19 protein-coding genes are annotated in these 23,390 nt (G+C 45.2%); 12 read left to right on the forward strand and 7 right to left on the reverse strand.

The window, feature by feature from the left end; genetic code table 11:
* The first annotated feature begins 1 nt into the window (after nt 1).
* From DN748_RS07835 to DN748_RS07855, 5 genes are read left to right on the forward strand one after another with little or no spacing between them, the layout of a single operon-like run.
* On the forward strand, nt 2-1,156 hold the full coding sequence (locus tag DN748_RS07835) for a polysaccharide pyruvyl transferase family protein (RefSeq protein ID WP_112371235.1): 1,155 nt from the start codon (nt 2-4) through the stop codon (nt 1,154-1,156).
* An 11-nt stretch (nt 1,157-1,167) separates the two neighbouring features.
* Nucleotides 1,168-2,256, forward strand: a complete 1,089-nt coding sequence (locus DN748_RS07840; RefSeq protein WP_112371236.1) for a glycosyltransferase — start codon at nt 1,168-1,170, stop codon at nt 2,254-2,256.
* A 6-nt stretch (nt 2,257-2,262) separates the two neighbouring features.
* The gene (locus tag DN748_RS07845; protein ID WP_112371237.1) at nt 2,263-3,672 is read left to right on the forward strand and encodes an O-antigen ligase family protein; all 1,410 of its coding nucleotides are present in this window, start codon (nt 2,263-2,265) and stop codon (nt 3,670-3,672) included.
* Entirely contained in the window at nt 3,659-4,477 is an 819-nt protein-coding gene (locus DN748_RS07850; protein ID WP_112371238.1) for a glycosyltransferase, read from the forward strand. Before DN748_RS07845 ends, DN748_RS07850 begins: the two co-directional genes overlap by 14 nt.
* Nucleotides 4,461-5,696 (forward strand): O-antigen ligase family protein, encoded by a 1,236-nt coding sequence (locus DN748_RS07855; RefSeq protein ID WP_112371423.1) that lies wholly within the window; start codon nt 4,461-4,463, stop codon nt 5,694-5,696. Before DN748_RS07850 ends, DN748_RS07855 begins: the two co-directional genes overlap by 17 nt.
* Here DN748_RS07855 and DN748_RS07860 read toward each other — a convergent pair.
* Nucleotides 5,659-6,735, reverse strand: a complete 1,077-nt coding sequence (locus DN748_RS07860) for a glycosyltransferase (protein ID WP_112371239.1) — start codon at nt 6,733-6,735, stop codon at nt 5,659-5,661. The two genes, DN748_RS07855 and DN748_RS07860, sit on opposite strands and share 38 nt — an antisense overlap.
* Nucleotides 6,736-7,055: 320 nt before the next feature.
* The gene (gene nhaA / locus DN748_RS07865; protein ID WP_112371240.1) at nt 7,056-8,384 is read right to left on the reverse strand and encodes a Na+/H+ antiporter NhaA; all 1,329 of its coding nucleotides are present in this window, start codon (nt 8,382-8,384) and stop codon (nt 7,056-7,058) included.
* Nucleotides 8,385-8,665: 281 nt separating this feature from the next.
* On the opposite strand from nhaA, the gene DN748_RS07870 reads away from it, so the two are divergent.
* The 4 genes from DN748_RS07870 to DN748_RS07885 all read left to right on the forward strand — a co-directional run bounded on the left by DN748_RS07870 (nt 8,666) and on the right by DN748_RS07885 (nt 13,131).
* A complete protein-coding gene (locus DN748_RS07870; protein WP_112371241.1) occupies nt 8,666-9,652 on the forward strand; it encodes a UDP-glucuronic acid decarboxylase family protein in 987 nt (328 codons plus the stop codon).
* Between the two features lie 301 nt (nt 9,653-9,953).
* A complete protein-coding gene (locus tag DN748_RS07875; protein ID WP_112371242.1) occupies nt 9,954-11,303 on the forward strand; it encodes an undecaprenyl-phosphate glucose phosphotransferase in 1,350 nt (449 codons plus the stop codon).
* Between the two features lie 105 nt (nt 11,304-11,408).
* Nucleotides 11,409-12,017, forward strand: a complete 609-nt coding sequence (locus tag DN748_RS07880) for a DUF4254 domain-containing protein (RefSeq protein ID WP_112371243.1) — start codon at nt 11,409-11,411, stop codon at nt 12,015-12,017.
* 25 nt (nt 12,018-12,042) lie between these two features.
* On the forward strand, nt 12,043-13,131 hold the full coding sequence (locus tag DN748_RS07885) for a glycosyltransferase family 9 protein (protein ID WP_317047412.1): 1,089 nt from the start codon (nt 12,043-12,045) through the stop codon (nt 13,129-13,131).
* A 56-nt stretch (nt 13,132-13,187) separates the two neighbouring features.
* Here DN748_RS07885 and DN748_RS07890 read toward each other — a convergent pair whose 3' ends face one another.
* Nucleotides 13,188-14,312 (reverse strand): AI-2E family transporter, encoded by a 1,125-nt coding sequence (locus DN748_RS07890; RefSeq protein WP_112371244.1) that lies wholly within the window; start codon nt 14,310-14,312, stop codon nt 13,188-13,190.
* A 212-nt stretch (nt 14,313-14,524) separates the two neighbouring features.
* On the opposite strand from DN748_RS07890, the gene DN748_RS07895 reads away from it, so the two are divergent.
* The 3 genes from DN748_RS07895 to DN748_RS07905 all read left to right on the forward strand — a co-directional run bounded on the left by DN748_RS07895 (nt 14,525) and on the right by DN748_RS07905 (nt 20,330).
* On the forward strand, nt 14,525-16,111 hold the full coding sequence (locus DN748_RS07895; RefSeq protein ID WP_112371245.1) for a tetratricopeptide repeat protein: 1,587 nt from the start codon (nt 14,525-14,527) through the stop codon (nt 16,109-16,111).
* Nucleotides 16,112-16,289: 178 nt separating this feature from the next.
* The gene (locus DN748_RS07900; RefSeq protein ID WP_112371246.1) at nt 16,290-19,139 is read left to right on the forward strand and encodes a TonB-dependent receptor; all 2,850 of its coding nucleotides are present in this window, start codon (nt 16,290-16,292) and stop codon (nt 19,137-19,139) included.
* Nucleotides 19,140-19,301: 162 nt separating this feature from the next.
* Nucleotides 19,302-20,330, forward strand: coding sequence for a phytase (locus DN748_RS07905; RefSeq protein WP_112371247.1), 1,029 nt, complete (start codon nt 19,302-19,304; stop codon nt 20,328-20,330).
* 234 nt (nt 20,331-20,564) lie between these two features.
* Here DN748_RS07905 and DN748_RS07910 read toward each other — a convergent pair whose 3' ends face one another.
* The 4 genes from DN748_RS07910 to DN748_RS07925 form a co-directional block, all read right to left on the reverse strand.
* Nucleotides 20,565-20,774: a hypothetical protein gene (locus DN748_RS07910; protein WP_112371248.1), complete on the reverse strand. Its 210-nt coding sequence runs from the start codon at nt 20,772-20,774 to the stop codon at nt 20,565-20,567.
* Nucleotides 20,775-20,804: 30 nt separating this feature from the next.
* Nucleotides 20,805-21,158, reverse strand: coding sequence for a phage holin family protein (locus DN748_RS07915; protein WP_112371249.1), 354 nt, complete (start codon nt 21,156-21,158; stop codon nt 20,805-20,807).
* Nucleotides 21,159-21,200: 42 nt separating this feature from the next.
* Nucleotides 21,201-21,548: a YtxH domain-containing protein gene (locus DN748_RS07920; RefSeq protein ID WP_112371250.1), complete on the reverse strand. Its 348-nt coding sequence runs from the start codon at nt 21,546-21,548 to the stop codon at nt 21,201-21,203.
* A gap of 437 nt (nt 21,549-21,985) precedes the next feature.
* Nucleotides 21,986-23,038: a ferredoxin--NADP reductase gene (locus tag DN748_RS07925; RefSeq protein WP_112371251.1), complete on the reverse strand. Its 1,053-nt coding sequence runs from the start codon at nt 23,036-23,038 to the stop codon at nt 21,986-21,988.
* Between the last annotated feature and the right edge of the window lie 352 nt (nt 23,039-23,390).

The raw sequence follows: 23,390 nt of genomic DNA on the forward strand, positions 1-23,390 counted from the left end.
AATGAATATATTGGTAGTAGGAGCTCACTTCTATAATAAAGGAGCTCATTTGATGATGAAAACAGTCATAGATGAATTTAGAAATAAGGAAGAATATACTTTGTATTTAAGCCCGTGTTCTGGTACTAAAGAGCAGATAGAAGGTTTGGGATATAAAATCATGGATTTTCCTTTGAAACATGTAACGGCTTATAGATCATTTAATATATTTTTCTTTTTTGGGAATATTCTGAAATATCTGAAAAAAGAATATAGAGGGACTCTACCTTTTGATGACATAGATGCTGTTCTCGATATATCGGGTTTTGCTTTTAGTGACCAATGGGGAGATCAGGCAGTCCTGAATGTTCATCGATTGATTAATAAAATAAAAGCAAAGGGGAAGAAGTATATTTTCTTACCCCAGGCTTTTGGCCCGTTCTCTTCCAGAATAATAAGAAAGTATATGAGAGAGGGGGTGAGCAAAGCAGATCTTGTTATGGCTCGAGACAATAATTCCTTTGAGATGTTGAAAGAATTGGATCGGAAATCGGAAATTTTAAAATATCCGGATATTACTATAGGATTAAAACCGGGAAAAACAGAGTTTGATCAGGAAAATTTTGCCTGTATTGTTCCTAATGAAAGAATGCTGGATCAAGGCAGAGAATACTGGCCAGAGGGGGAGTATATGAAATACGTAAAGAAGAGTATAAAGAAAATCCTTTCGGGTACAGATTGCAATATATTGGTTCTTGTTCATGATAAAGGAGCCGGAGATATGAAGTTGGGGAGGGAAATAGTTGATGATTTTCCTGAAAATAACAGGATATCTCTATTTTATGAAGAAGATCCTGTGAAGTTAAAATCCATTATCGGACAGGCAAGTTTTGTAATAGGTTCCAGGTATCATGCATTAGTTTCAGCATTATCCCAGAATATCCCATGTATTTCTTTGGGGTGGTCTCATAAATATATAATGTTATTCGAAGAATATAACACAGAAGAATATGTTTTTGAGATTCCTGACGACGAGAAGTTCGATGAAAAGGTAAATTTCATCTGCTCTCTTTCGAAACGAGAAGAAATCATAGATAGGTTAAAGAGTGCAAATCTGGAATTGATAGTGAAGAATGAGGAAATGTGGCAACTTGTTTATGAGAAACTGAATGCATAATAGCAGAAATCATGAAAATTGCTTATCTATTAGAAGTAAACCCCTATATCAATTCGGGAATTGTTAAAAAAATCAATGCTCAGGTAAAGGAATGGAGAAAGCAGGGAAATGAAGTATATATATGCGTTTTGTGGCCACGAAAAAAAGAAAATGAAAAAGTATATTTACAGGGTTCTTTTTTTTCTAACACCATATTGGATAGGTTAGTACCTGACGGTTTTGTAAAAACATATCTTACAAAGATGGGTTCCATCAGCAGGATTGCCTCTTATTTAAAAGGAATAAATCCTGATGTGTTATATGCCCGTCAGAACATATGGTACCCCGGTCTTACGGGTGTATTGGCAAGGTATAATACTGTTCTTGAGCTGAATACCGTCGATTTTATGGAAATGGAGTTTTACTCTACGATCAAGAAAAAGGTTTACCTGTTCGGAAAAAATAGAATCTTAGGTGCGGTTAAGGGCTTAGTGGCGGTGAGCCCCGATATACTGCGATTTTACGAAAAATATAAGAAAGAATATGGTCTGAAAAGTGTAGTTGTTTCCAATGGGATTAAGTTGGCTGATTTTCACAGGAAAAAGAAGCCTGTTGATGGTGAGAAAATATCTCTGGTATTTGTAGGAAGTAAAAACATGAAATGGCATGGGTTAAACAAAGTTTATCGTTTAGCTGAAAGGCTGCCGGAATGCGAGTTCCGAATTGTAGGTTATGAGGGGAAAAACTATAAAAATGTTAGTTTTTATGGGTGGACGAATAAAGAAGAACTTGAAGTTATATATACCAGAAGTCACTTCGGTATCGGGTCTTTTGATAATCATTTGGTAGGCAAATATGTAGATAGCACGCTTAAGGTCCGTGAATATCTCGCTTATGGCCTACCGGTAATTCTCGGTCATTGGGATGTGGATTTCCGGAATTCTGATTTCGTATTTAAAGCAACGGATAAGTCAGGGAACCTTAAAAATATAAGAGCGATAAGAGAGTTTATGCAGAAGTATAAAGATTATACGGTTAGCAGTGAAGAAATCCGAATAATAGAATCTTCTGTAAAAGAGAAAGAAAGACTGGAATTTTTTAAAGAGATAGTATCTAATTAAACAAGAGTGGCGATCTTAAGAAAAACATATACCGCATTATTTTTTATTGGTCTTTTTTTTATCCCTTTTAATTCTTACGAAGGAGTCGGGTTTCTGGGTGAGTTTTCGAGGGAGTCGTCCTTTCTTTTTTTTACTTCGGGTCTTGTATTATATCTTTTGTACGCCTGGGGTAAAAACAAGGTGTTGTTGCCGTTGAAAAACGAGATTTTTATTTATATCATTATTTTCGTTTTTTATTGTTTCCTGACAAGTATTTTAAACAGTTATAATATTTTTCAAAGTTATTTTAAGCATACTTCTGGAATTATCCGTTTTCTGAAACAATATCTGGTTCTTGTGGTTTCGGGGGTATTCCTGTTAATATATTACCTTGGAGCATTTAAAAAGTATACTACGGAAGTATTACTTCTAAAAGTGAGAAAAGTTCTTTTATATTCTTTTATTCTTGTTTGGATATATGCATTAATCGAAATTCTAATTGTTGTTTTTAAAAAAGATTATTTACTTTCCCTACTTCACCTGTTTGATTATTTTCCCTTTACAGAGGTGAGACTGGACCTTAATAATGGAAGGATATCTTCTGTCTCGTTTGAGCCTCCTTTCCTCGCAATATACCTGATTACAATAGCAGCATGGATGTTCAGTTATATTCTTACGAGTAAAAGCTGGCTTCGGTTTCTGCCTACCATTGGGGTTGTGCTGTTAACATATTTTTCCGGATCGAGAACTGCATTAATCGTTATTGGTATCCAGCTTTTATGCTTTTTGGGAGTTGTACTGCATATGAAAAAATATAGAAAGTATATTCTTTACTTGGCGACCCTGATGTTTTCTGGCTTCATTTTTGTAATTATAATAACAAGAGGAGGAGCATTAACAGCAATATCTGATAAGCTTTCAACCCTGAATTTCAAGGAAAACCTTACCAAGAGTGTATCCAACAAAACAAGATTCGGAATGCAATATGCCAATCTAAAAGTTTTTGAAGAGCATCCCATTTTTGGAGTAGGCTTTGGTCAACAGGCTTTTTATAGTCGTGAGCATTATCCATTATGGGCTACCAAAGATAATTATGAATTCGAATTGATGTACCTTAACGAAGAAGAGCGATCTTTTCCTCCAGGGTTCAACTTGTATATCAGGTTACTGGCCGAAACAGGGGTTCTGGGATTATTAATGTTTTTAATACTCTTGTGGCTGGCTGTTGTGAAATTAAAGCGAGCAGTGAAATATGAAGAAGGACTTAATCGTGTTATGGCGATCGTTCTTTTGGTCTCTATAGTAGGATATATCATTAACTGGATGCAGATAGACACCTTTAGAATTTTCGGGTTTTGGGTCTGTATCGCCTTACTAATCCACCTTCAAAAAGAGAAGAAACAATCCGGTAAAGTTTTTAGAATTGAAAAAATCTGATCTGTTATTGCTTATTCCTCATTTCAACAATCCTCAGGGATTGTTGAGATCGCTCAAATCTGTAAAAGAAAAAGAGCCTTTAGATGTTCTGGTCGTAGATGATGGGAGTACAGAGGGTAGAATAGATGATGCTGTTATAGCACAAAATGTATCCTCTAATCTGAATATAAATTATTGTTACCTGGACGGAAACAGGGGGATTGAACATGCCTTAAACAAAGGACTTGCTTACGCATATGACCGCGGCTATACTTTTATTGCGAGGCTTGATTGCGGGGATGTGTGTGTGCCTGACCGATTTGCCATCCAAAAAAGCTTTTTACAAAAGAATAAAGACATCGGAATTGTAGGTTCTTTCGTTCGGTTCTTAGACATGAATAATAAGTTTGTTTATAACCTGGAGTTGCCGGTAAATAATGAGAGTATACAAAAAAAGATGTTTCTGAATAGCATGTTTATTCATCCCACAATTATGTTTCGAAGGGAGGTGCTGGATAAGGTCAGAGAATATCCTGTAAACTATAAGGCAGCAGAAGATTACGCTTTCTTTTTTGAGGTTCTGAAATATTATAAGGGTGCGAATATCCCTGAATATCTGGTGTTTTGTGAGATAAATCCTTATGGGTTGTCGATAAGGAAAAGGAAGGAACAGGTGAAAAACCGGATAAAACTGATCATCCGGAATTTTAGGTTCAGATGGTATGCGGTATATGGGCTAATAAGAAATATCATTATCTGTCTTGTGCCATACCGTATTGTTTTATTTGTAAAATCAAAACTCAAAGGATATGGGAATAAAACTTAATAAGGATGAAGTCTATAACTGGCTGTGCTCTCTGTTATTATTCTTCATTCCCTTATCCACGGCAATACCGAACCTGATTCTTCTTCTCATGTTACCTTTGTTTGTGTGGAAGGTTAAGGAGACAGGGGTTAGACCGTTCAATGAAATTACATATATGTTTCCCCCAATATTGCTATTTTTTTTCTTCCTAAACAGTATATTGAGAGGAGAATTCCACAATGAGATAGATATACTTCTCAGAATGGGTATAATTGTAATTTTATTTTTTGTTTTTTCCCTTGCGACCAACATACAAAGATTATTGTATTTTTTCGTTTTGGGAGTACAATGCAGTATACTGGTATCGGGAATTAACACATTGGATTTTTTTATTCATACTGGTGAATTGCCTTTTGGGAATACCGGGTACGTAAATGAGATATTGCTGTTGGAACGTCCTTATATGGGGTTTGTATGTGTTTTATCAACAATCATTTCCTGGTATATCTTTTTTGAGAGTAAGAAGAAGAAAATCAAAATAGTGTTTTTAGTCAGTTCTTTTCTCTCTGTCTTTTTTATCCTGTTTATCTCGGCAAGAATGTCTCTGTTAACTCTTTTAATAGTTGGAGGTATAGGAGCACTATGCCTCCGAAGAATGAAAAGAAGAAAATTATGGGTACCGCTTGTGTTGATTACTGCTTTTACAATATTTTTATTGTCTGGTGATAGCATAAAAGAGCGCTTTTATCTGAATGGGTCGGTTACAGAAATCGTGAGTACAATGAAAAATTATGAACCGAGATTTACTATATGGCCGTGTAGTTTTGACGTTATGGAGAGAGGCTCCGGGTATAGCAAGGCATTTGGCCTGGGAGGTTTTGGTATGGCGGTGACGTATTTGGTCGATTGTTATAACACATCGATAGAGAACCCCTCCAAGAGAGAATATTATAATACCAAAAAGTTTAATAGCCATAATCAATTTATAGATATATTACTTTCGCATGGGTGGGTAGGGTTGTTTTTATTCATTTTGCTAATAATTATAATTATTTTGAAAGGAGTGAAGGAGGATAGAAACAGGTTTTGGTTCTGGTCAGTGATTATAGCATTTCTCTGTTTCTTGACGGTGGAAAATATGCTCCACAGACAGCTGGGGTGCTATGCTTTCGGGATGTTAGCGATATTTATGAACGGAGCTTTTAATGTCTATTCAGGTAAAGATCTTCCAACTGTTTGAAATTCACGTCTTTATTAAACAATTTTTCAGCCCTGAGTCTTGACCTGGACCCCATCCTTTGTTCGAGAGAGGGAGTTTCCCTAATTGTTGTAATCGCTTTTTCAAATTCGCTTATATCAGAACACAGATAACCTGAAAATCCGTCTTCTACGGCATCCTTATTTCCTATGACATTAGTTGCAATAACCGGTTTTTCTAAAGCCATAGCTTCAATGATGGTATATGGCAGTCCCTCCCATAGAGAGGTCTGAATATAGATATGAAAATCATTCACCAGGTCAAGAGCGGTTTCTCTGGGAAGCCATCCGGTAATACTAATATTGGGGGAGTTTAACAAAGACCTCTGGTCCCCGTCACCGATCCATATAAATTGAATTTCAGGGAATTTCAGTGCAATGCAATTAAATAGCTCTGGGTGTTTCTGTGGACAAATCCTCCCTATGGTACCTATGGTATAGGGTCTGTTTTTCTCCTTGTTTTTTTTGATTATGGTCTTGATGTCAATCCCGTTCCTGATAAGGATGGCAGGTCCTATTTGCCTGGCATATTCTTGTTCTGTATCGCCGCAGGCAATAGTAGTCCCCCCGAAAAAAAGGGTCATACATTTTTCAATAAGCCAAAAAAGCTTTCTTTTGGATTTTGAAATATCTGTACGGACAAAAGAATAACCATGAGGAGAGTAGTATACAACTCTTTTTTTTGATGTAAAAGCATTTGCTATTCTGCCAAGAGCACCAGCCTTTGAAGAGTGTAAGTGGATGATGTCCGGGTCAATTTTTTTTAGTAATCTGACCAGAGAATAAAGGGCATGGACATCCTTAAAAAAGGAGATTTCCCTTACCATTGAAACTTCTATAAGTTCAAAGTGTGTAGAAAATTCAGAGCGGATTTTCTGAGAATCAGTTTCCTTTCTGTTGGCACTGTATATCAAGTAATTTTCTATCCTTCCGGAACTGTGGTTTCGAAAGTATTCTCCGAGGTCTTTCAGATAAGAGTATACCCCTCCTCCTAATGCCTCAACAATATGTACGACTTTCAATTTTTTCTACAAAAATAAGAACTAAACAATTATTACTAACAATAATTAATTTAGTTGAAGCAAGAGAACATGAATTTTTATTCCCTTAAGTTTTCAGAGGAAATGTAATTTGTCAGAATAAGATAATATTAATATAAATCCCAACCCATGAAAAAAACACTAACCCTCCTTCTCACCGCCGTACTTATTCTCTCCTGTTCCACTAAAATCATAACCAGTTTGTCGTCAACACGTAAGGCTCTTCCGGAGGATGCGAAGGTGTTGGTGTTGTCGGTACAGGACAGGAACAAGCTCCTGATGAGTCTCAGGATCCGGTCTTTTCAGGAATCGGTCTCTCCCTTTGTTTTTCCGGTTGTTTTCAGAACGAGCACCCCGAGTATGGCAGCAATGGCAGAGGCGAGTAAAATACCGTATTTGGCCTGGTTGATCATCTCGTTGTCGTTAAAGGCAAGGTTGGTGACAAACAAGGACATGGTAAAGCCCATACCTGCAAGAAGGGATAGTCCCAGAACGTGTCTCCATCCCGTATTTTCGGGTAATCGTGTAATCTTCAGTTTAGACATCAGCCAGGTGAAAGAGAATATCCCCAGGCATTTTCCGGCCACCAGCCCGGCAATGACCCCGAGACTTACGGGATTTGCGATATCATCCAGGAAATTGCCGCCTACGGCCACTCCCGCGTTGGAAAGGGCAAACAGGGGGATGACCAGAAAGTTTACCCAGGGGTGTAATGCCGTCTCCAGTTTTTGCAGCGGGGTCTGTGCCGCATAGCTCACCTCTTTTATCTGTTCTATGATACTGTGTTGTACCGGGGTGGTCAAAGGGCCTTTGAGCGGGATTTCCCGGTTAAACCGGTGCATGAGCCCCTGGATATGGCTGGAATACTCGTTCTCATCGACCTTGGTTCGCGCGGGAATGGCAAAGGCTACCAGCACCCCCGCTATGGTGGCATGCACTCCCGATAGCAGGAAGGCGAGCCATACGCCGCTTATACCGAGAATGGCATAGAAGAGGATGTTTCTTACCCCCATGAAATTGCCGATGAGCAATATCCCGAGAATGACAAGTCCTATGGACAGGTTCACAAGAGAGAGGCTCGAACTGTAAAAAAGGGCGATAACAATAACAGCGCCGAGATCGTCTACGGTAGCCAGGGCCACCAGGAAAACCTTGGCAGCAAGAGGCACCCGTTTGCTGACCAGCCCGAGAAGGGCAAGGGTAAATACGATATCGGTAGCCATGGGAATTCCCCAGCCATCGGCAGACGGCAGGTTATGGTTCATGGAAATATATATGGCCGCAGGAACGAGCATCCCTCCCAGGGCAGCTATAAAGGGAAGGAGGGCCTTTTCGAAGGATGCCAGTTCCCCGCCGATCATTTCGCGTTTAAGCTCAAGCCCCACCACAAAAAAAAACATGGCCATGAGCCCGTCGTTGATCCATTCGTGCAGGGTGTAATCGAGATGAAAGTCTGCAAACCTGATATCCAGCGGGGTCTCCCAGAATTCGTTATAAGCGTGTTCCAGGGGCGAATTGGCAAGAATCAGGGCAGCGATTACGGCCAGGAACAATACAATACCCCCGGCATGTTCGTAATGCATGAATCTGTTTATGGGCGATAAGGTCTTGTCCAGTAGATCTTTCTGCATGGTCTAAATATTTTATTTTCAGCGATCCGGCATTTGGTTTTGGAGATTGGGCCATAGAGAATACCCCGCTTTAAGCCGGAACCACTAAAGTATCGTTTTCTTTAATAAAATACTACGCTTCAATGTTAAAAATTTACAGTTCCGTAGGATCATTGCGGCACCCTGAATTTCCGGTTGCCGGCTGTAGCCGTCATAAGATACTTAAAATATATTATCTTTAACCCTTCGGAAAAACCGATTGCGCCTGGAGGCCACGAGCTATACATTCAAGTATCCTGATCATGGAAAGAGTATTGATTACCGGTGCTGCCGGATTTATCGGGTCGCACTTGTGCGACCGTTTTGTGTCCCGGGGTTTTTACGTCATAGGAATGGACAATCTCATTACGGGGGATATGGGAAATATTTCCCACCTGCTCCCGCTGGAGAATTTTGAGTTCCATCATCACGATGTGACCAAATTTGTCCACGTCCAGGGAACGCTGGATTATATCCTGCATTTTGCTTCCCCGGCCAGTCCTATAGATTATCTCAAGATCCCCATACAGACGCTTAAAGTGAGCTCTCTCGGAATTCACAATCTCCTGGGGCTGGCCAAAGACAAGCGGGCCAGGATACTGATCGCGTCCACTTCCGAGGTTTACGGAGATCCCCTGGTACACCCGCAATCGGAAGACTATTACGGGAATGTCAACACGATCAGCCCGAGAGGGGTCTATGACGAAGCCAAGCGGTTTCAGGAATCCATGACGATGGCTTACCATCGCTTTCACGGTATCGAAACCCGTATAGCGAGGATATTCAACACCTATGGACCCCGCATGAGGCTCAACGACGGCAGGGTAATCCCCGCCTTTATGGGGCAGGCCCTCAGGGGAGAGGACCTTACGGTTTTCGGAGACGGAGCGCAAACCCGTTCTTTCTGCTATATCGACGACCAGGTGGAAGGGCTTTACCGCCTGTTGTTCAGCGATTACAGCAACCCGGTAAATATCGGGAACCCGGAGGAGATCACGATCAGGGAATTTGCCGAAGAGATCATAAAGCTTACGGGAACCGAACAGGGCATTGTATACCGGCCGCTGCCGCAGGACGACCCCATGCAGCGTCAGCCGGATATCGGCAGGGCACGGGAAATACTGCAATGGGAACCTGAGGTAGACCGGGCCGAAGGGATGCGGCGGACCTACGAGTATTTTTCCAGGCTCTCTCCGGAGGAGCTCCGCAAAAAAGAACACAAGGATTTTTCATCTCATATTAAACGGTAAAATTTCGCAACGAAACCCGCAAACCGGTATCTTGGACAAAGAGGAAAGGAGTTGATTTGGGTAAAGAATTTTTGTGCCGCAAGACATTTGAGAAACATATTAACCCATCATTGGTTTACAAATGACGAAATGGACGGAAGTCGGAAGTTGTCATTCCGACGATAGAGCCTGTCCCGGCCTTTTCGGTCGGGGAGGAATCTCCGGCGCTTCCGTTATGTTGTTGAAATTTCTTTGGGCCAGGGTGTAGATTCTTCCCTTCGGTCTGAATGACAGACTAAGAACTAATAAACTAATAAACTAAATGAAATACAAGGCAGGCCGATATTCCATGTATATCAAGCCCATAAATTACATTATGGATCTGCTGGTCATTAACGTACTGGCCATGATACTGCCCATTAATTTTGTCAACCCCTATCTCTTTCATGCCTATCTCACCCTGGCATGGATGATCATTTCCCTGAAGACCGAGTTTTATGAGGTTCAGCGCTACGCCAAGCTCACCAGGGTACTTACCCTTATCTTTCAGCAGTTCGTGTTCTTTTTTCTCGTGCTGTATGCGTTTATCGGCTTTTTTAAGCAGCCCAATATGAGCAGGCTGGCCCTGGCAGAATTCTTTGCATTTAATTTTGTGATCATTTCCTCCCTGAAAGTCCTTACCTACGTACTCCTCCTGCGGTACCGGGCCTTTTTTAAGGGAAATACCCGCCGTGTGGTAGTCCTGGGCGACAACAAGAAAACGCAGCAGCTGATAGATGTCTTTAATTCCAGGCTGGAATTCGGGTATGAATTCAAAAGGCAGTTTTCCCTGGACGAAGGCGACGACCTGTTTACCCTTTACAATTATGTGATTGATCACGACATTGACGAGATCTACTGTTCCATCGCAGAGGTGAGGGACCAGGAAATGCTGGACCTGATAGATTTTGCCGACAACAACATGAAGCTGCTGAAATTCATCCCGGACAACAAGAATATTTTTGCCAAAAAACTCAAATTCGAATATTACGATTATATCCCGATACTGTCGCTTCGGGACATTCCCCTCGAAGACCCCCTTAATGCCTTCGTAAAGCGTTTTTTTGACCTGGTATTTTCTACGGTGGTTATCGTATGTGTACTCTCCTGGCTCACGCCCCTGCTGGCGCTTGTGATAAAGCTGGAATCAAGCGGCCCTGTTTTCTTTCGCCAGCGCAGGCATGGCGTCAATTCACGGGAATTCTACTGTTACAAGTTCCGTTCCATGGCCATGACGGGGGATGCCGATAAAAAGCAGGCTACCAAAGGAGATATGAGGATTACGCGGGTGGGCAGGTTTATCAGGCGAACGAGTATTGATGAACTTCCCCAGTTTTACAATGTTTTCCTGGGACAGATGTCGGTGGTGGGCCCCCGGCCCCATATGGTAAAGCACACCAACCTGTACGGCCAGCAGATCGACAAGTATATGGTGCGCCATTTTGTAAAACCGGGCATTACCGGTCTGGCGCAGACCAGGGGGTACCGCGGTGAAATAGAAACGGAAGCCGATATTGTAAACCGGGTGAAATTCGATATATTCTATATAGAAAACTGGTCGCTGGCCCTGGATATAAAAATTATCGGGCAAACCGTTCTCAATGCCATTCAGGGAGAAGAAAAGGCATATTGAACGGTTCTGCGTATCTTTGCCCGGGAAGCAGTCCCGGTTTTGCGAAAGCAGGTTATTTCTGGAGCAGGGAAACGGTTTCCGCACAGATTATAAAAAAACAGAACTATGGATTTCAGTGCACTGGCCTATGCCATTTTTGAAGAGAGCATACACAAGTATCACGAGCTGGACGAGGTATACCAGCCTTTTGTAAACCCCTATCCCAAAGACAGGATAGAACACCTGCTGTACCGTAAAAACTGGATAGATACCGTACAGTGGCACTACGAAGATATTATCCGGGACCCGGAGATCGATCCTGTAGACGCCCTCGACCTGAAACGGAAGATCGATGCTTCCAACCAGGACCGCACGGATACCGTGGAGTATATCGACAGTTATTTCCTGAACGAATACAGGGGGGTAACCCCCTTGCCGGGTGCAACCATTAATTCGGAGAGCCCTGCCTGGGCCATAGACCGGCTTTCGATACTGGCACTCAAGATCTATCATATGGATGAGGAGGCCCGCCGGGAGGATGCCTCAGAAACACACAAGGCGAAATGCCGTGAAAAGCTCGGCGTGCTGCTGGAACAGCGTAAGGATCTCTCTACGGCCATAGACCAGCTCCTGGACGATATAGCCTCCGGGAAAAAATACATGAAAGTGTACAAGCAGATGAAAATGTATAATGATGAGGAGCTGAACCCTGTGTTGTACCAGAACAGGAAATAGGAACGTTCCCCGGAAAATTCGAAAGGTGAATACACAACCGTCTGCCCCCCTGAAAAAAGGATCTCCCGGAAACGGGACGGAACACCTGCTGGTCATAAGGTTATCGGCCATGGGTGATGTTGCCATGACCGTGCCCGTGCTGATGACCCTGCTACGGCAATACCCCGGCCTGGAGCTTACCGTACTTTCGAGGGAATTTTTCAGGCCTGTGTTTGATGGGATACCCCGGCTGAATTTTTACGCAGCGGATGTCAGGGGAAGGCACAAGGGGATACGAGGGCTTTACCGTTTATACCGGGAGCTTAAAAAGACGGGGATCGGTGCCGTTGCCGATCTTCACCATGTACTTCGCAGTAATATGCTCAGGATATTTTTCCGAATGTCCGGTTTTCCTGTAGTACAGATCGACAAGGGGCGAAAAGAAAAGAAGGCGCTTACCCGTTCCCGGAACAAGGTCCTTAAACCGCTTAAGACAACCCACCAACGCTATGCCGATGTCTTTGGGAAACTCGGATATAGCATCGATATGGAGCACCCCGTTTTCCGGCCCAAAGAACCGCTCGGGGAGACCGTTATCACGGCAACCGGCCTGGATGCGGAGAAAACGGAACAGGGGAAGCTTATAGGAATAGCTCCTTTTGCCGCTTTCGGCGGAAAGAGGTATCCCCCGGATTTGATGGAGAAGGTCATAGCCGGGCTGGATCGTGACGGGTATAATATCCTGCTTTTCGGAGGAGGAGAGGAAGAGATACGGGTTCTGGGACTACTGGAAGGGCGGTACCGCAATGTGACCAGTGTGGCGGGAAAGCTGTCTTTCCGGGAAGAGCTGCAACTGATCTCCAATCTCGATGTCATGGTGGCCATGGACAGTGGTAATGCCCACCTGGCGGCGATGTACGGGGTAAAGACCATAACCCTCTGGGGGGTAACACATCCTTATGCCGGCTTTTATCCCATAGGTCAGCCGAAAGCCAATGCACTGCTTTCGGACAGGGAGAAGTATCCGCTCATTCCCACTTCCGTATACGGCAAAACGGTTCCCGAGGGCTATGAAGAGGTCATGCAGACCATAGACCCGGAATCGGTAAGCAGGAAGATCCGGGAACTGGTGTGATACGGGCTTGTCATGGGAAATTATAGCTCTTGTCACGGCCGGGTCCGGCAGACCGCTTATTCCCCCCCGTCATTTTCCTCTTTCTTTTTTTCGGCTTTTTTCTTTTGTCTCGCGGTCAGCAGATGCGCCTTGTCCGGTTCGCTGAGCAGGAATCCGTACGGCTGGGTCTGCGGGATAATATCGAAAATGACCTTGAGCATGGCCAGTAGCGGCAGGGCCAGGATCATTCCCATCAGGCCGAAGAGCATGCCGCCGAGAAACAGTGAGAGCAATGACACCAGCGGGTTGAGGCTTACCTTGCCCCCTACGATATTCGGAGTGATAAAGTTTCCTTCCAGGGTCTGTACGATCTGGAACCATATGATAACCCCGACGGCATACCAGCCACTGTCTTTGGTGGCCAGCGCAAAAAACGCCGGAATAATAGACCCTATAAAAATGCCGATATACGGAAAAATGGTCAGCAAAGCTGCAAGGATACCGAAAAACCAGGCGTATTCTATTCCCAGAATATACAAGCCTATGGTGTTGAGTACGGCCACTATCCCCATAACGGTAACCAGCCCCACCAGGTAGCTTTTAAGGACGAAATAAATCTTTTCCAGCCCTTCTTCTATGACTGCTTTCGGAGTGGATGAAAAGGCGCGGAAACAAAAATCCCTGAAAAAAACGCGGTAATAAAGGAAAAAAAAGACCATGATGGGAACCAGTATGGCCGATGACAGGGAGTTGCCGATCGAGCTGAGGGTTCTTGTGAGGTAGCTTCCCATGTCCGACATGCTGTCGGAAAGCTTTTCCTTGCCCTGGGACACCAGTTCGTAGGAAGAGACATGCAGTTTGTCTGAAAGCCAGTCGAGCAGTTTGTCGGCTACGCCCTGTATCTTGCTGGCAATGTCCGCCGCATTATTCCCTATGTTGATGGTCTGCGATACCAGGAGATACCCGATGCCCAGTATCACCAGTACACCGAGTATTAATGAAGTGATCGAAGCCCAGGAACGCGCCATTCCTTTGTTTTCCAGTCTCCGGCATAAAGGGTACAGGAGCACGGAGAATATGATGGAAAAAAGTATGGGTACAATAACACTCTGCAGGGTATAGCAGATAAATACGATCAGTACCAGCATCAGCAGGCTGGATGCAATATCGGAACTAATGTTTTTCTTAACGGTGTTTTTCATGAAAGGAAGGGAATGATTTGAATGGTCCTTTGATCAAATATACAGAAAAATCCGGCAGATCCCTTTGATTCCCGGAATATCTTTTGCGGGGGAATAAATGCTTTTGCTTTGTTAAACATAAGATAAAAAAGATCTCACCTAAACTTAACAAGGGCACTTTATCTTTTACGGTTCAATAAAAGCTTAAACAGCTTCCATAACACGGTAACGGTTTGTATAGTACTTATAAGATCATACTGCTTCTGTTCCTGCCCTTTTTCTGCCCGGGACAGGGAACAAAAGCAGAAACGCACACGCTGCATACATTTCGGGATTCCCTGCTCACTGCGTATAAAAGCGAGCTGAAGAAGGCCATACGGCAGGGGGACACCGGGATTATGGCACAGAAGCATATCCGCCTCGGGGATTTTTACCGGAAAAACGAGGTTTTTACCGAAGCCATTGCCCGGTATAACGAGGCCCTGGGAACCCTTTCCGGAACACGGCAGGACAGTGTTCACAGTGTGTTGAACCGCAAGATCGGGGAGATATACCTGTCGCTGAAAATATTTTCGAAGGCGAGGCAATACCTGGAGCAAAGCAAGGCTATTGCCCTGCAAACCGGTTACAAGAAGGGCCAGGCCAGGGCGGAGGGGCTTCTCGGAACCTGTGCGGAAAAGGAAGGGAATTATCTCAAGGCCCTGGAACACCAGCAGCAAAGCCTGGAATTGTTTGAACAGATCGGCGACAGCCGCGGGATCGCCTTTGTTCATGAAAATATAGGAAGTGTGTACGAAGATCTCAGGCAATACGATATCGCATTCGAACATTTTGCCAGATCCCTGTCCTATTTTGAAGGGAGGGACGATGAGGCACAGACCGGTGTGCTGAACAACATGGGAGATGTGTACAGGAAAACGGGTAACCATACCAGGGCGCTGGAATATACTTCAAAGGCATTGCAGATGGCAGAGCGGAACAATGATCTCCATCAGCAGAAAAGCGCACATCAGGACCTTTCGGAAGCCTATGCCGGAATGGGAGACTACCGCAAGGCCTATGAGCACCTGGCGGTGTATGATGCCATGTACAAGGAACTGAATGAAAACCGGGACATCAATAGTTTCAATACGTTACAGGCCGCGTATGATATTAACCAGAAGGAAGCCCAGATCAGGGTTTTGGAGCATCGGAATGAAGTCATAACGGCCAATCGCAACCTTATACTGGTCACGGCAATCGCACTCCTGTCTCTCGGCGGCTTTGCGTATGTATATCGTTCGAGAAAGCGGCAGATGAAAGTGAAACTGCAGGAATACCGGCAGCATTTGCTGCGTGCAGAACTGGACCGGAAAGAAACGGAAGAACGCAGGTTACAGGATGAGATCAGCCTGAAAACCGCAGCGTTGTCCAGGTATAGTCTGAACATGGCCCAGAAAAACAAGCTTGTCGCCGACACCGCCTCCGCCCTTAAAAAAATAGCTTCCCGGAAACAGATGGATGCCCACGCCAGGGTAAGATCACTGGCAAGGGAATTGGACAACAATCTTCAGATAGAAGAGGAATGGGACGAGTTCATGGGCTTTTTCAAAGACATACACCCCGGATTTTTCAGGAAACTGTCAGCTGTCGCCACGGAAAAACTTTCGTCTGCCGAACTTCGCCTTGCCATGCTGCTCCGCCTGAACCTGTCTTCCAAAGAGATTGCCCCCATACTCCGGGTCACACCGGATAGCGTCCGGGTGGCCAGGTACCGCCTGCGTAAAAAACTCCCCATTCCGCCCAAACAGGAGTTAGTCGGTTTTTTGATGGAATTCTGAAAAATTTTTTCTTCAAAAACAGCCTTTCTTCAGTAAATGTTACCTGTGTGTGAACAAACCGTAAATGTTGCCTCCAAGTATCTCTCCGTATGTAAGCTTGTTTCCTGTTTGTTGCTCGTGTTTTTTGTTTGCAAAATATTGGTATACATACTTTTGGGTTGTAATCAAAACCAAAAAAATGAAATTGGAACACTACTTTAAACTGCTTTTTGCAGCACTCCCTGTCCTCCTGTTTCCCGTGTATGTGCAAGCACAGCAATCGGGAAATATCAGGGGAGTTATCACCGATGACACCGGGTTGTACGTCCCGGGTGCCACCGTATTGATCGATGACCTGAACAAGGGCACGGTGACTGACCTCGACGGGGATTTTGTCTTTGTAGACGTATCTGCCGGTACTCATACGCTTTCTGTACATTACCTCGGCTATCAGGCCATAACCCGGGAGATCGAAGTTACTCCGGGAAAAACGGTAAGTATGGAAATATCTCTTACCGAAGAGAATACGGAGCTCGATGAGGTTGTCCTTACCGGGTACGGTTTCGGAAGCCAGGCCAAGGCACTGAATACCCAGAAAAACCGGCAGAATATTACCAATATTATCTCTGCCGACCAGATGGGCAAGTTTCCCGATGCCAATATCGGGGATGCGATAAAACGCGTTCCCGGAATTACCATGAAAATAGACCAGGGGGAAGCACGTGACATCATAATACGCGGACTGGCCCCGCAGCTGAATTCGGTTACCCTTAACGGGACCCGGATCCCGTCTGCCGAGGGAGATAACCGGAATGTACAGATGGACCTGATCCCTTCAGACATGATACAGACCGTTGAGGTAAGCAAGGCCGTGACGCCCGATATGGATGCTGATGCCCTCGGAGGATCGGTAAACCTGGTTACACGCTCTGCTCCGGGAGACTTCAGGCTGTCTGCCACGGCGGGTTCCGGGATCAATACCATCACAGATAAACGCATCCTGAACGGATCGTTTTTGCTCGGCGACCGCAGTAAAAACCAAAAATTCGGCTGGATGTTATCTGCATCCGTCAATGATAACGACTTCGGGAGCGATAATGTAGAGGCCGAATGGAGTGACGAACTGGAATACAATAATGGCGATGAAGATAACCTGGAGCTGGCCGGTGTCCACCCTTACGCGTCCAAAGTGGAGGTCCGGAAATACCTGGTACAGCGTATTCGCCGAAGCATATCTGCCAACTTCGAATACAATTTTAACGCGGATAACAGCATTTACTTCAAGTCTATGTACAACTGGAGGGACGACCGGGAAAACCGTTATACTTCGACAACGGAGATCCTGGACGGGGAGGATATCGGCCCTGCAGATTTTGAAGTGGATACCGGAAATAACCTGGTGCGGTTTCCGGTGGAAGGCGAAAGGTCGCTGAAGGGAGGGGTAGATTCCCGGAGAGGCAAAAGCCGCCGCCTGGAAGAACAGCGTATGCAGAATTACACTCTCGGCGGGGACCACCTTATGGGAAAAATAAAGCTGGACTGGATGACGGCATATTCCGAGGCCAGGGAAAGAAAACCACAGGAGAGGGGTTATGCCTTTGTGAGCGATCCGTATACCGTAGAGAACGGACTCAATACCCGCAAACCCGTCCACCGCGCCCTGACATCGCTTTCGGCAACAGATTATGCCTTTGATTCCTTCGGGGAAGAGACTTCAGAGGCCAGGGAAAGGGATATCAATGCTTTTATCAATGCAGAAATACCGGCCGATTTTTTCGGATACGGCAGCGGAACTGTCAAATTCGGGGTCAGGGGACGTTTTAAAGATAAATCCAACACCCTGGAATTGGCCGGATACAACCCGGAATTTGACCTGGAAACCATGGCCGATACGGATCTGGTGCACTACAATGACAACGACTTTCTCGCGGGAAAGCAATATGTTCCCGGCACCTTTACCGCTGCAACCTATCTCGGAGCCCTGCAATTTTCAGATGCAAGCCTTTTTGAGAAAGAGGACCTCGAAGGAGATTACCTCGGGGAAAATTTTAAGGTAAAGGAAAATGTCGTTGCGGGTTATATCATGGCCAATCAGAAATTATCGGACAAGCTGAGCCTGCTGGCCGGGGTTCGTGTGGAAAATACCTGGGTGGAAAGTGAAGGAAATGAGGTGGTCCTCGATGAGGAAGGGGAATTTGCCGGAAGCAATACCCTGTCGGATAAGAACAACTATGTCAACATACTTCCCGGGCTGCACTTCAGGTATAATGTAAACGACAATACCGTACTCAGGCTGGCGTGGACCAATACGCTTTCGAGGCCCAATTACATAGACCTGGCTCCTTACGAGCAGATCGTGCGCGAAGACGAGGAGGTCTTTTTGGGAAATCCTGATCTCGAACCTACCACTTCCATGAACTTTGACTTCATGGGCGAACACTACTTCCGGTCTGTGGGGATCGTGTCCGGAGGGGTGTTCTACAAAGACCTGAAAGACTTTGTCTATACATTTGTCACCGAAGATGAGGCTACGGGCTATAAACGCTTTCAGCCGCTGAACGGGGATAAAGCAGGTATATTCGGTCTGGAGGCTGCATTTCAGCGCCAGCTGGATTTTCTGCCGGGTTTTGGCAGGAACCTGGGGATCTACCTCAACTATACCTATATTGAGGCCAATGCCAAAGGAGTTACCAATGAAGACGGCGATGAACGCGGTGACCTCGATCTGCCCGGTTCTGCCCCGCATATGTTCAACGGTTCTTTGTCTTATTCCGGCAAGAAGATCGGGGCCCGGATCTCTGCAAATTATTCCGGGGCTTATCTTGATGAACTCGGAGGCGACAGTTTCGAAGACCGCTATTACGACCAGCAGTTTTTTCTCGATTTCAACGCTTCGCTCACCATAAACAAAAACCTGCGTATCTATGCCGATGTGAACAATATCACCAACCAGCCCCTGCGTTTCTACCAGGGAGTGAAAAACCGTACCATGCAGATGGAGTATTACGGCAGGAGGATCACTTTCGGAATAAAGTATGATCTGTTTTGACGGAAGCATGAACCGCCCTGCGAACCTCTCCGGCTTCGCAGTTGATGTATCATGAACAGCCGACACATCCGGGGAGCCTCCGCCCCCCCCTGTTTAATAGCTATATGAAGCGATATGGCCAACCTGTAACCGATACTGTAACATTAAAACAATACAATAAAGATGAAGAAATTAGTTATGCTGAGCATCATAACGGCGATGCTGTCCTGCAAAGAAAAATTACCCGTTATAAAACCGGTGGTGATTACTGAGAAAACTCCGAATGATACCGATGATCCCGCTATATGGGTAAACAGGGAGAACCCGGAAGAAAGCATTGTCTTCGGTACCGACAAGGGAAGTCACGATGTGGCCGATAGCGGGGTATACGCCTTTGACCTCAGTGGAAAGATCATTCCTGAAAAGAGCATTACCGGGCTTATACGCACCAATAATGCCGATGTGGAATACGGTTTGAAACTGAATGATTCCACCTATACCGACATACTGGTATTTACCGAACGTGGACGCGGGCAGATAAGGGTTTTTTCCGTACCGGATATGGCCCCCCTGGACAACGGCGGTTTTAAGGTCTTTACCGATGCCGGCGACAGTAACCCTGAATTTAAGGAACCGATGGGGGTCGCGGTATACAGGAACCCGGATACCGGCCGTGTTTACGCCATTGTAAGCAGAAAGAACGGACCTTCGGAAGGGTATCTCTATCAGTATGAGCTGGCTCCCGGGGAAGGAGGGCTGCAGGCCGGCCTGGTACGGAAGTTTGGCAGGTTCAGCGGGAAAAAGGAAATAGAGGCTATAGCTGTAGACGATGCTTTGGGATACATTTATTACAGCGATGAACAGCAGGGAATACGCAAGTATTATGCCGACCCGGGGAAAGGAGATGAGGAACTGGCTTTTTTCGGAGGGGAACATTTCGAAGATGACAACGAAGGGATTGCCATAGCAGCGTATCCCGATGGCAGCGGGTATATTATCGTATCAAACCAGGGAGCAAATAACTTTAACTTTTTCCGGAGGAACGATAACACTTTCGTAAAGACCCTTAATCTCGGGACTACAAGCACGGACGGGTGCGAGATTACCCTGGAGCCTCTGGGCCCCTCGTTTCCCAATGGTTTGTTTGTGTCTATGAACGATGCCAAAAACTTCTTTTATCACCCCGCAGACTCTCTTTCATTAACAGAGTAAATGATTTTTTAGTATCCTTTCCGGAAAGATAAGGGAATATAAAAAATCGTCGGTTTGCAAACGACGCGATGGCAGGTAGTACCATCAAAGAAACTCCAACAACATTACCGAAAGCCCGGAGATTCCTCCCATACGGTCGGAATGACACTTACAACCTGCAACTTTCAAACAAGACTACAAACTAAATGAAAAAGGAGCAGGATGTGTTGCCTGCTCCTTTGGTATAAAACGGATCTATTTCGAACCGAACAGCTTCCGGGCTACTTTAAGGGCAAGGGCCCTTTTCAGGATATACCCGGTGGTTTTACCGACGAGATTCAAAAAACCCAGGTCGTCCTTGAGGTTGTGATAGTTCAGTTTGATCTCTTCCCGGGCGATATCTTTTTGAAGCCGCAGCGCTTTCAGGTCCTTGTCGACTTCTTCAAAAGAGGTATATACTTTCATTGGCACAGGTTTAGCGGGTTTTCAATGGTTCTAATCATTATCCAGGAAATCCCTGGATGCCTTTATCAGCACCTTGCGCTCTATGGTCTTCCTGAAACCGTAATAGACCACTACGGCAATGAGAATGTAAATTCCTCCCAGGATAAGAAAGCCCAGGGCCAGATTGTCCAGCCATTCTCCTATAAACAAGGCTATGGCAAATGTGATTAATAACATAGCTCCGAAAAGAACAGCTCCGATGATCAGAAAAGTGATCATCGAAGTGGTTCCCTTCGTAAGCTTTTTAAAAACGCTGAGTTTATAGTATTCATACATTTTTTCTATAAACTCCTGGGTACTTTTATTGAGTTCTCCCGCGTTTTCTGAAATGCTGTGTAATGACATAAAAATGCATTAAGTTTGGACGAATATGTTTACGTCCTGTTTCTATTTGGCCGTTTTGGTTTCCTTCTGGAGCTTGGCATTTTTTGCCCTCAATTCTTCCAGCTTGTCCTCCAGGGCCAGCAGGACATCGTCGGCCTTGTGGCTCATGGAGGAAAGAGTGTCTTCCAGTTTGGTCTCGAATTTCTCTCTGGCGTCAGTAGCTTTCCCCGACAATGTGGTCTTTGCCATATGAAGCTGCCGCTCCAGCTCCTTTTGCGTCTTTTTGGCTTTTTTATGTATTTTTTTCCGCGTATTCAGACCCTTGTCCGGAGCATATAAGATACCAATTCCGGCTCCTATGGCCGCACCGGTTAATAATGCTAAAAGTGTTTGTCCTGTTTGCTGTGACATAATGTTCGTATTTTAAGGTTAAAATTCAGTGAATTTTTATAAGTGATATTTAAGGTACGCATTATGAGAGAATTTTACAAATATCAGGGTACATTTAGTTTAATGTTAACAATTGATCGACTTCCAAATAATGGTCGTCAGGCAATTGAGTGTAGCCGAACCAACCGGACAGGACGAGCATTGAAACCATTTATCAAACATAATCGTACAACCGTCCAAAGAAAATTTTTAATATCTTTGAGGTACAGGAAACAGCCGTATGTCACTTGGTGATACGATGCGGGTGTAAGCAGAACCGGAGATACTACAGGCTGTTCGTCAGCCTGAAAATAAATATAAGCCGGTGTCCGGTAAACGCAATGGTTCGTAAGACGATCATGTATGGATGAACCCGGGTGGTTGTAGTAATGCCGTCCGGGTTCTTGTACATATGGTGTTTACACGTCGTCGTAATCCACGGTAATCGAGGAGGTTACCGGGTGCGACTGGCAGGTAAGTACAAATCCCTCTGCAATTTCGCCGTCGGTAAGGATCTGGTTCTTTACCATTTTTACCTCCCCTTCCGTAATCCTGGCCATACAGCTGCTGCATATCCCTCCCTGGCAGGAAAAAGGGACATCGATATCCCGGGCCAGAGCCGCGTCCAGTACTCTTTCCGACTGTGGCATGGTAAATTCGAACTCCTCGTCGTCTACGATCAGTTTTACCCTGGTCTGTCCGTCCAGGTTTTCATCCAGTGGCTGTTCCTCTGCCGAGGAGGTAAACAGTTCGAAATGGATGTTTTCTGCCGGTACACCGCTTTCTTTGAGCGTGTCCGATACGGTATGGATCATTTCCTCGGGACCGCAGAGATAGAAAGCATCAAAGGTCGTATCCTTCTGTTTGTTCTTTATCACGTAGTTTACGGTAGCCCGCTCTATTCTTCCGAAAAGGGCATGGTCCTCCTCGCTGCGCGAATAGATGTAATAGACGGTCAGCCGGTCCGGGTATGCCGCGGCAAGCGCAGTAATTTCATTCTGGAACATGGTCTCTGCCGCACTCCGGTTGCCGTATACCAGTACAAAATGACTCTGGGGCTCTTCGTGGAGCAGCGTCTTCATGATGCCCATTACCGGGGTGATCCCGCTTCCCGCTGCAAAGGCCCCGATGGTGCGTGCCCTGGCGGCATCGGGTATAAAAGTGAAATGCCCTTCGGGAGAGTGAACTTCGAGAACATCACCGGCGCTCAGTACTTCGTTGGCGTATCTTGAAAAAAGGCCGTCCCTGATCTTTTTGATCCCCACAGACAACCGGTTCCCGGAAGGGGGAGAGCAAATGGAATACGAGCGTCTTATTTCCTTTCCGTCAAACTCCTTTTTTATCGTGATGTACTGTCCGGCTTTATGGTGGAATGCCTCCTGCAGGTCCTCCGGGATCTCGAAGGTGACCGTTACCGATCCGGGCGTATTTTTCTCTATCTGGCAAACCCTTAGCGGGTGGAAATGCGACATAACGGGATTTTTCGCAAATTTACATAAAATAGTTGTTTCCGGGAGGGCTTTATGAGCAACCAGGCCGGCACATCACACCGCTCCACATGACTTAATCGCCCCGATACCCGGTCACTTCCGCCTAAAATATTAAATTTGATGTAACAACCGCCATTGAATGATGACCAATCCGGTAGAAAAGATGTGATGCTGCTGAAGTTCCTTTGGGCCGGGGTGTAGATTCCCCGCCTGCCGGCCGGCAGGTTCACTTCGTTCTGAATGACAGGGGATTGTCATCCCGAGCATGGGCGAGGGATCTCCGGTCCTGCCGTGATGCTGTTGAAGCTCCTTTGGGCTGGGTTGGAGATTCTTC

The organism is Sinomicrobium soli, assembly GCF_003285545.1.
Taxonomy (GTDB): domain Bacteria; phylum Bacteroidota; class Bacteroidia; order Flavobacteriales; family Flavobacteriaceae; genus Sinomicrobium.

What these genes read in the sequence shown, in the direction of transcription:
- DN748_RS07875 (WP_112371242.1), top strand. Translation starts at nt 9,954, where the DNA reads ATGAAATACAAGGCAGGCCGATATTCCATGTATATCAAGCCCATAAAT.
- DN748_RS07925 (WP_112371251.1), bottom strand. Translation starts at nt 23,038, where the DNA reads ATGTCGCATTTCCACCCGCTAAGGGTTTGCCAGATAGAGAAAAATACG.
- DN748_RS07905 (WP_112371247.1), top strand. Translation starts at nt 19,302, where the DNA reads ATGAAGAAATTAGTTATGCTGAGCATCATAACGGCGATGCTGTCCTGC.
- DN748_RS07880 (WP_112371243.1), top strand. Translation starts at nt 11,409, where the DNA reads ATGGATTTCAGTGCACTGGCCTATGCCATTTTTGAAGAGAGCATACAC.
- DN748_RS07870 (WP_112371241.1), top strand. Translation starts at nt 8,666, where the DNA reads ATGGAAAGAGTATTGATTACCGGTGCTGCCGGATTTATCGGGTCGCAC.
- DN748_RS07920 (WP_112371250.1), bottom strand. Translation starts at nt 21,548, where the DNA reads ATGTCACAGCAAACAGGACAAACACTTTTAGCATTATTAACCGGTGCG.
- DN748_RS07890 (WP_112371244.1), bottom strand. Translation starts at nt 14,312, where the DNA reads ATGAAAAACACCGTTAAGAAAAACATTAGTTCCGATATTGCATCCAGC.
- DN748_RS07855 (WP_112371423.1), top strand. Translation starts at nt 4,461, where the DNA reads ATGGGAATAAAACTTAATAAGGATGAAGTCTATAACTGGCTGTGCTCT.
- DN748_RS07910 (WP_112371248.1), bottom strand. Translation starts at nt 20,774, where the DNA reads ATGAAAGTATATACCTCTTTTGAAGAAGTCGACAAGGACCTGAAAGCG.
- DN748_RS07840 (WP_112371236.1), top strand. Translation starts at nt 1,168, where the DNA reads ATGAAAATTGCTTATCTATTAGAAGTAAACCCCTATATCAATTCGGGA.
- DN748_RS07915 (WP_112371249.1), bottom strand. Translation starts at nt 21,158, where the DNA reads ATGTCATTACACAGCATTTCAGAAAACGCGGGAGAACTCAATAAAAGT.
- DN748_RS07835 (WP_112371235.1), top strand. Translation starts at nt 2, where the DNA reads ATGAATATATTGGTAGTAGGAGCTCACTTCTATAATAAAGGAGCTCAT.
- DN748_RS07900 (WP_112371246.1), top strand. Translation starts at nt 16,290, where the DNA reads ATGAAATTGGAACACTACTTTAAACTGCTTTTTGCAGCACTCCCTGTC.
- nhaA (WP_112371240.1), bottom strand. Translation starts at nt 8,384, where the DNA reads ATGCAGAAAGATCTACTGGACAAGACCTTATCGCCCATAAACAGATTC.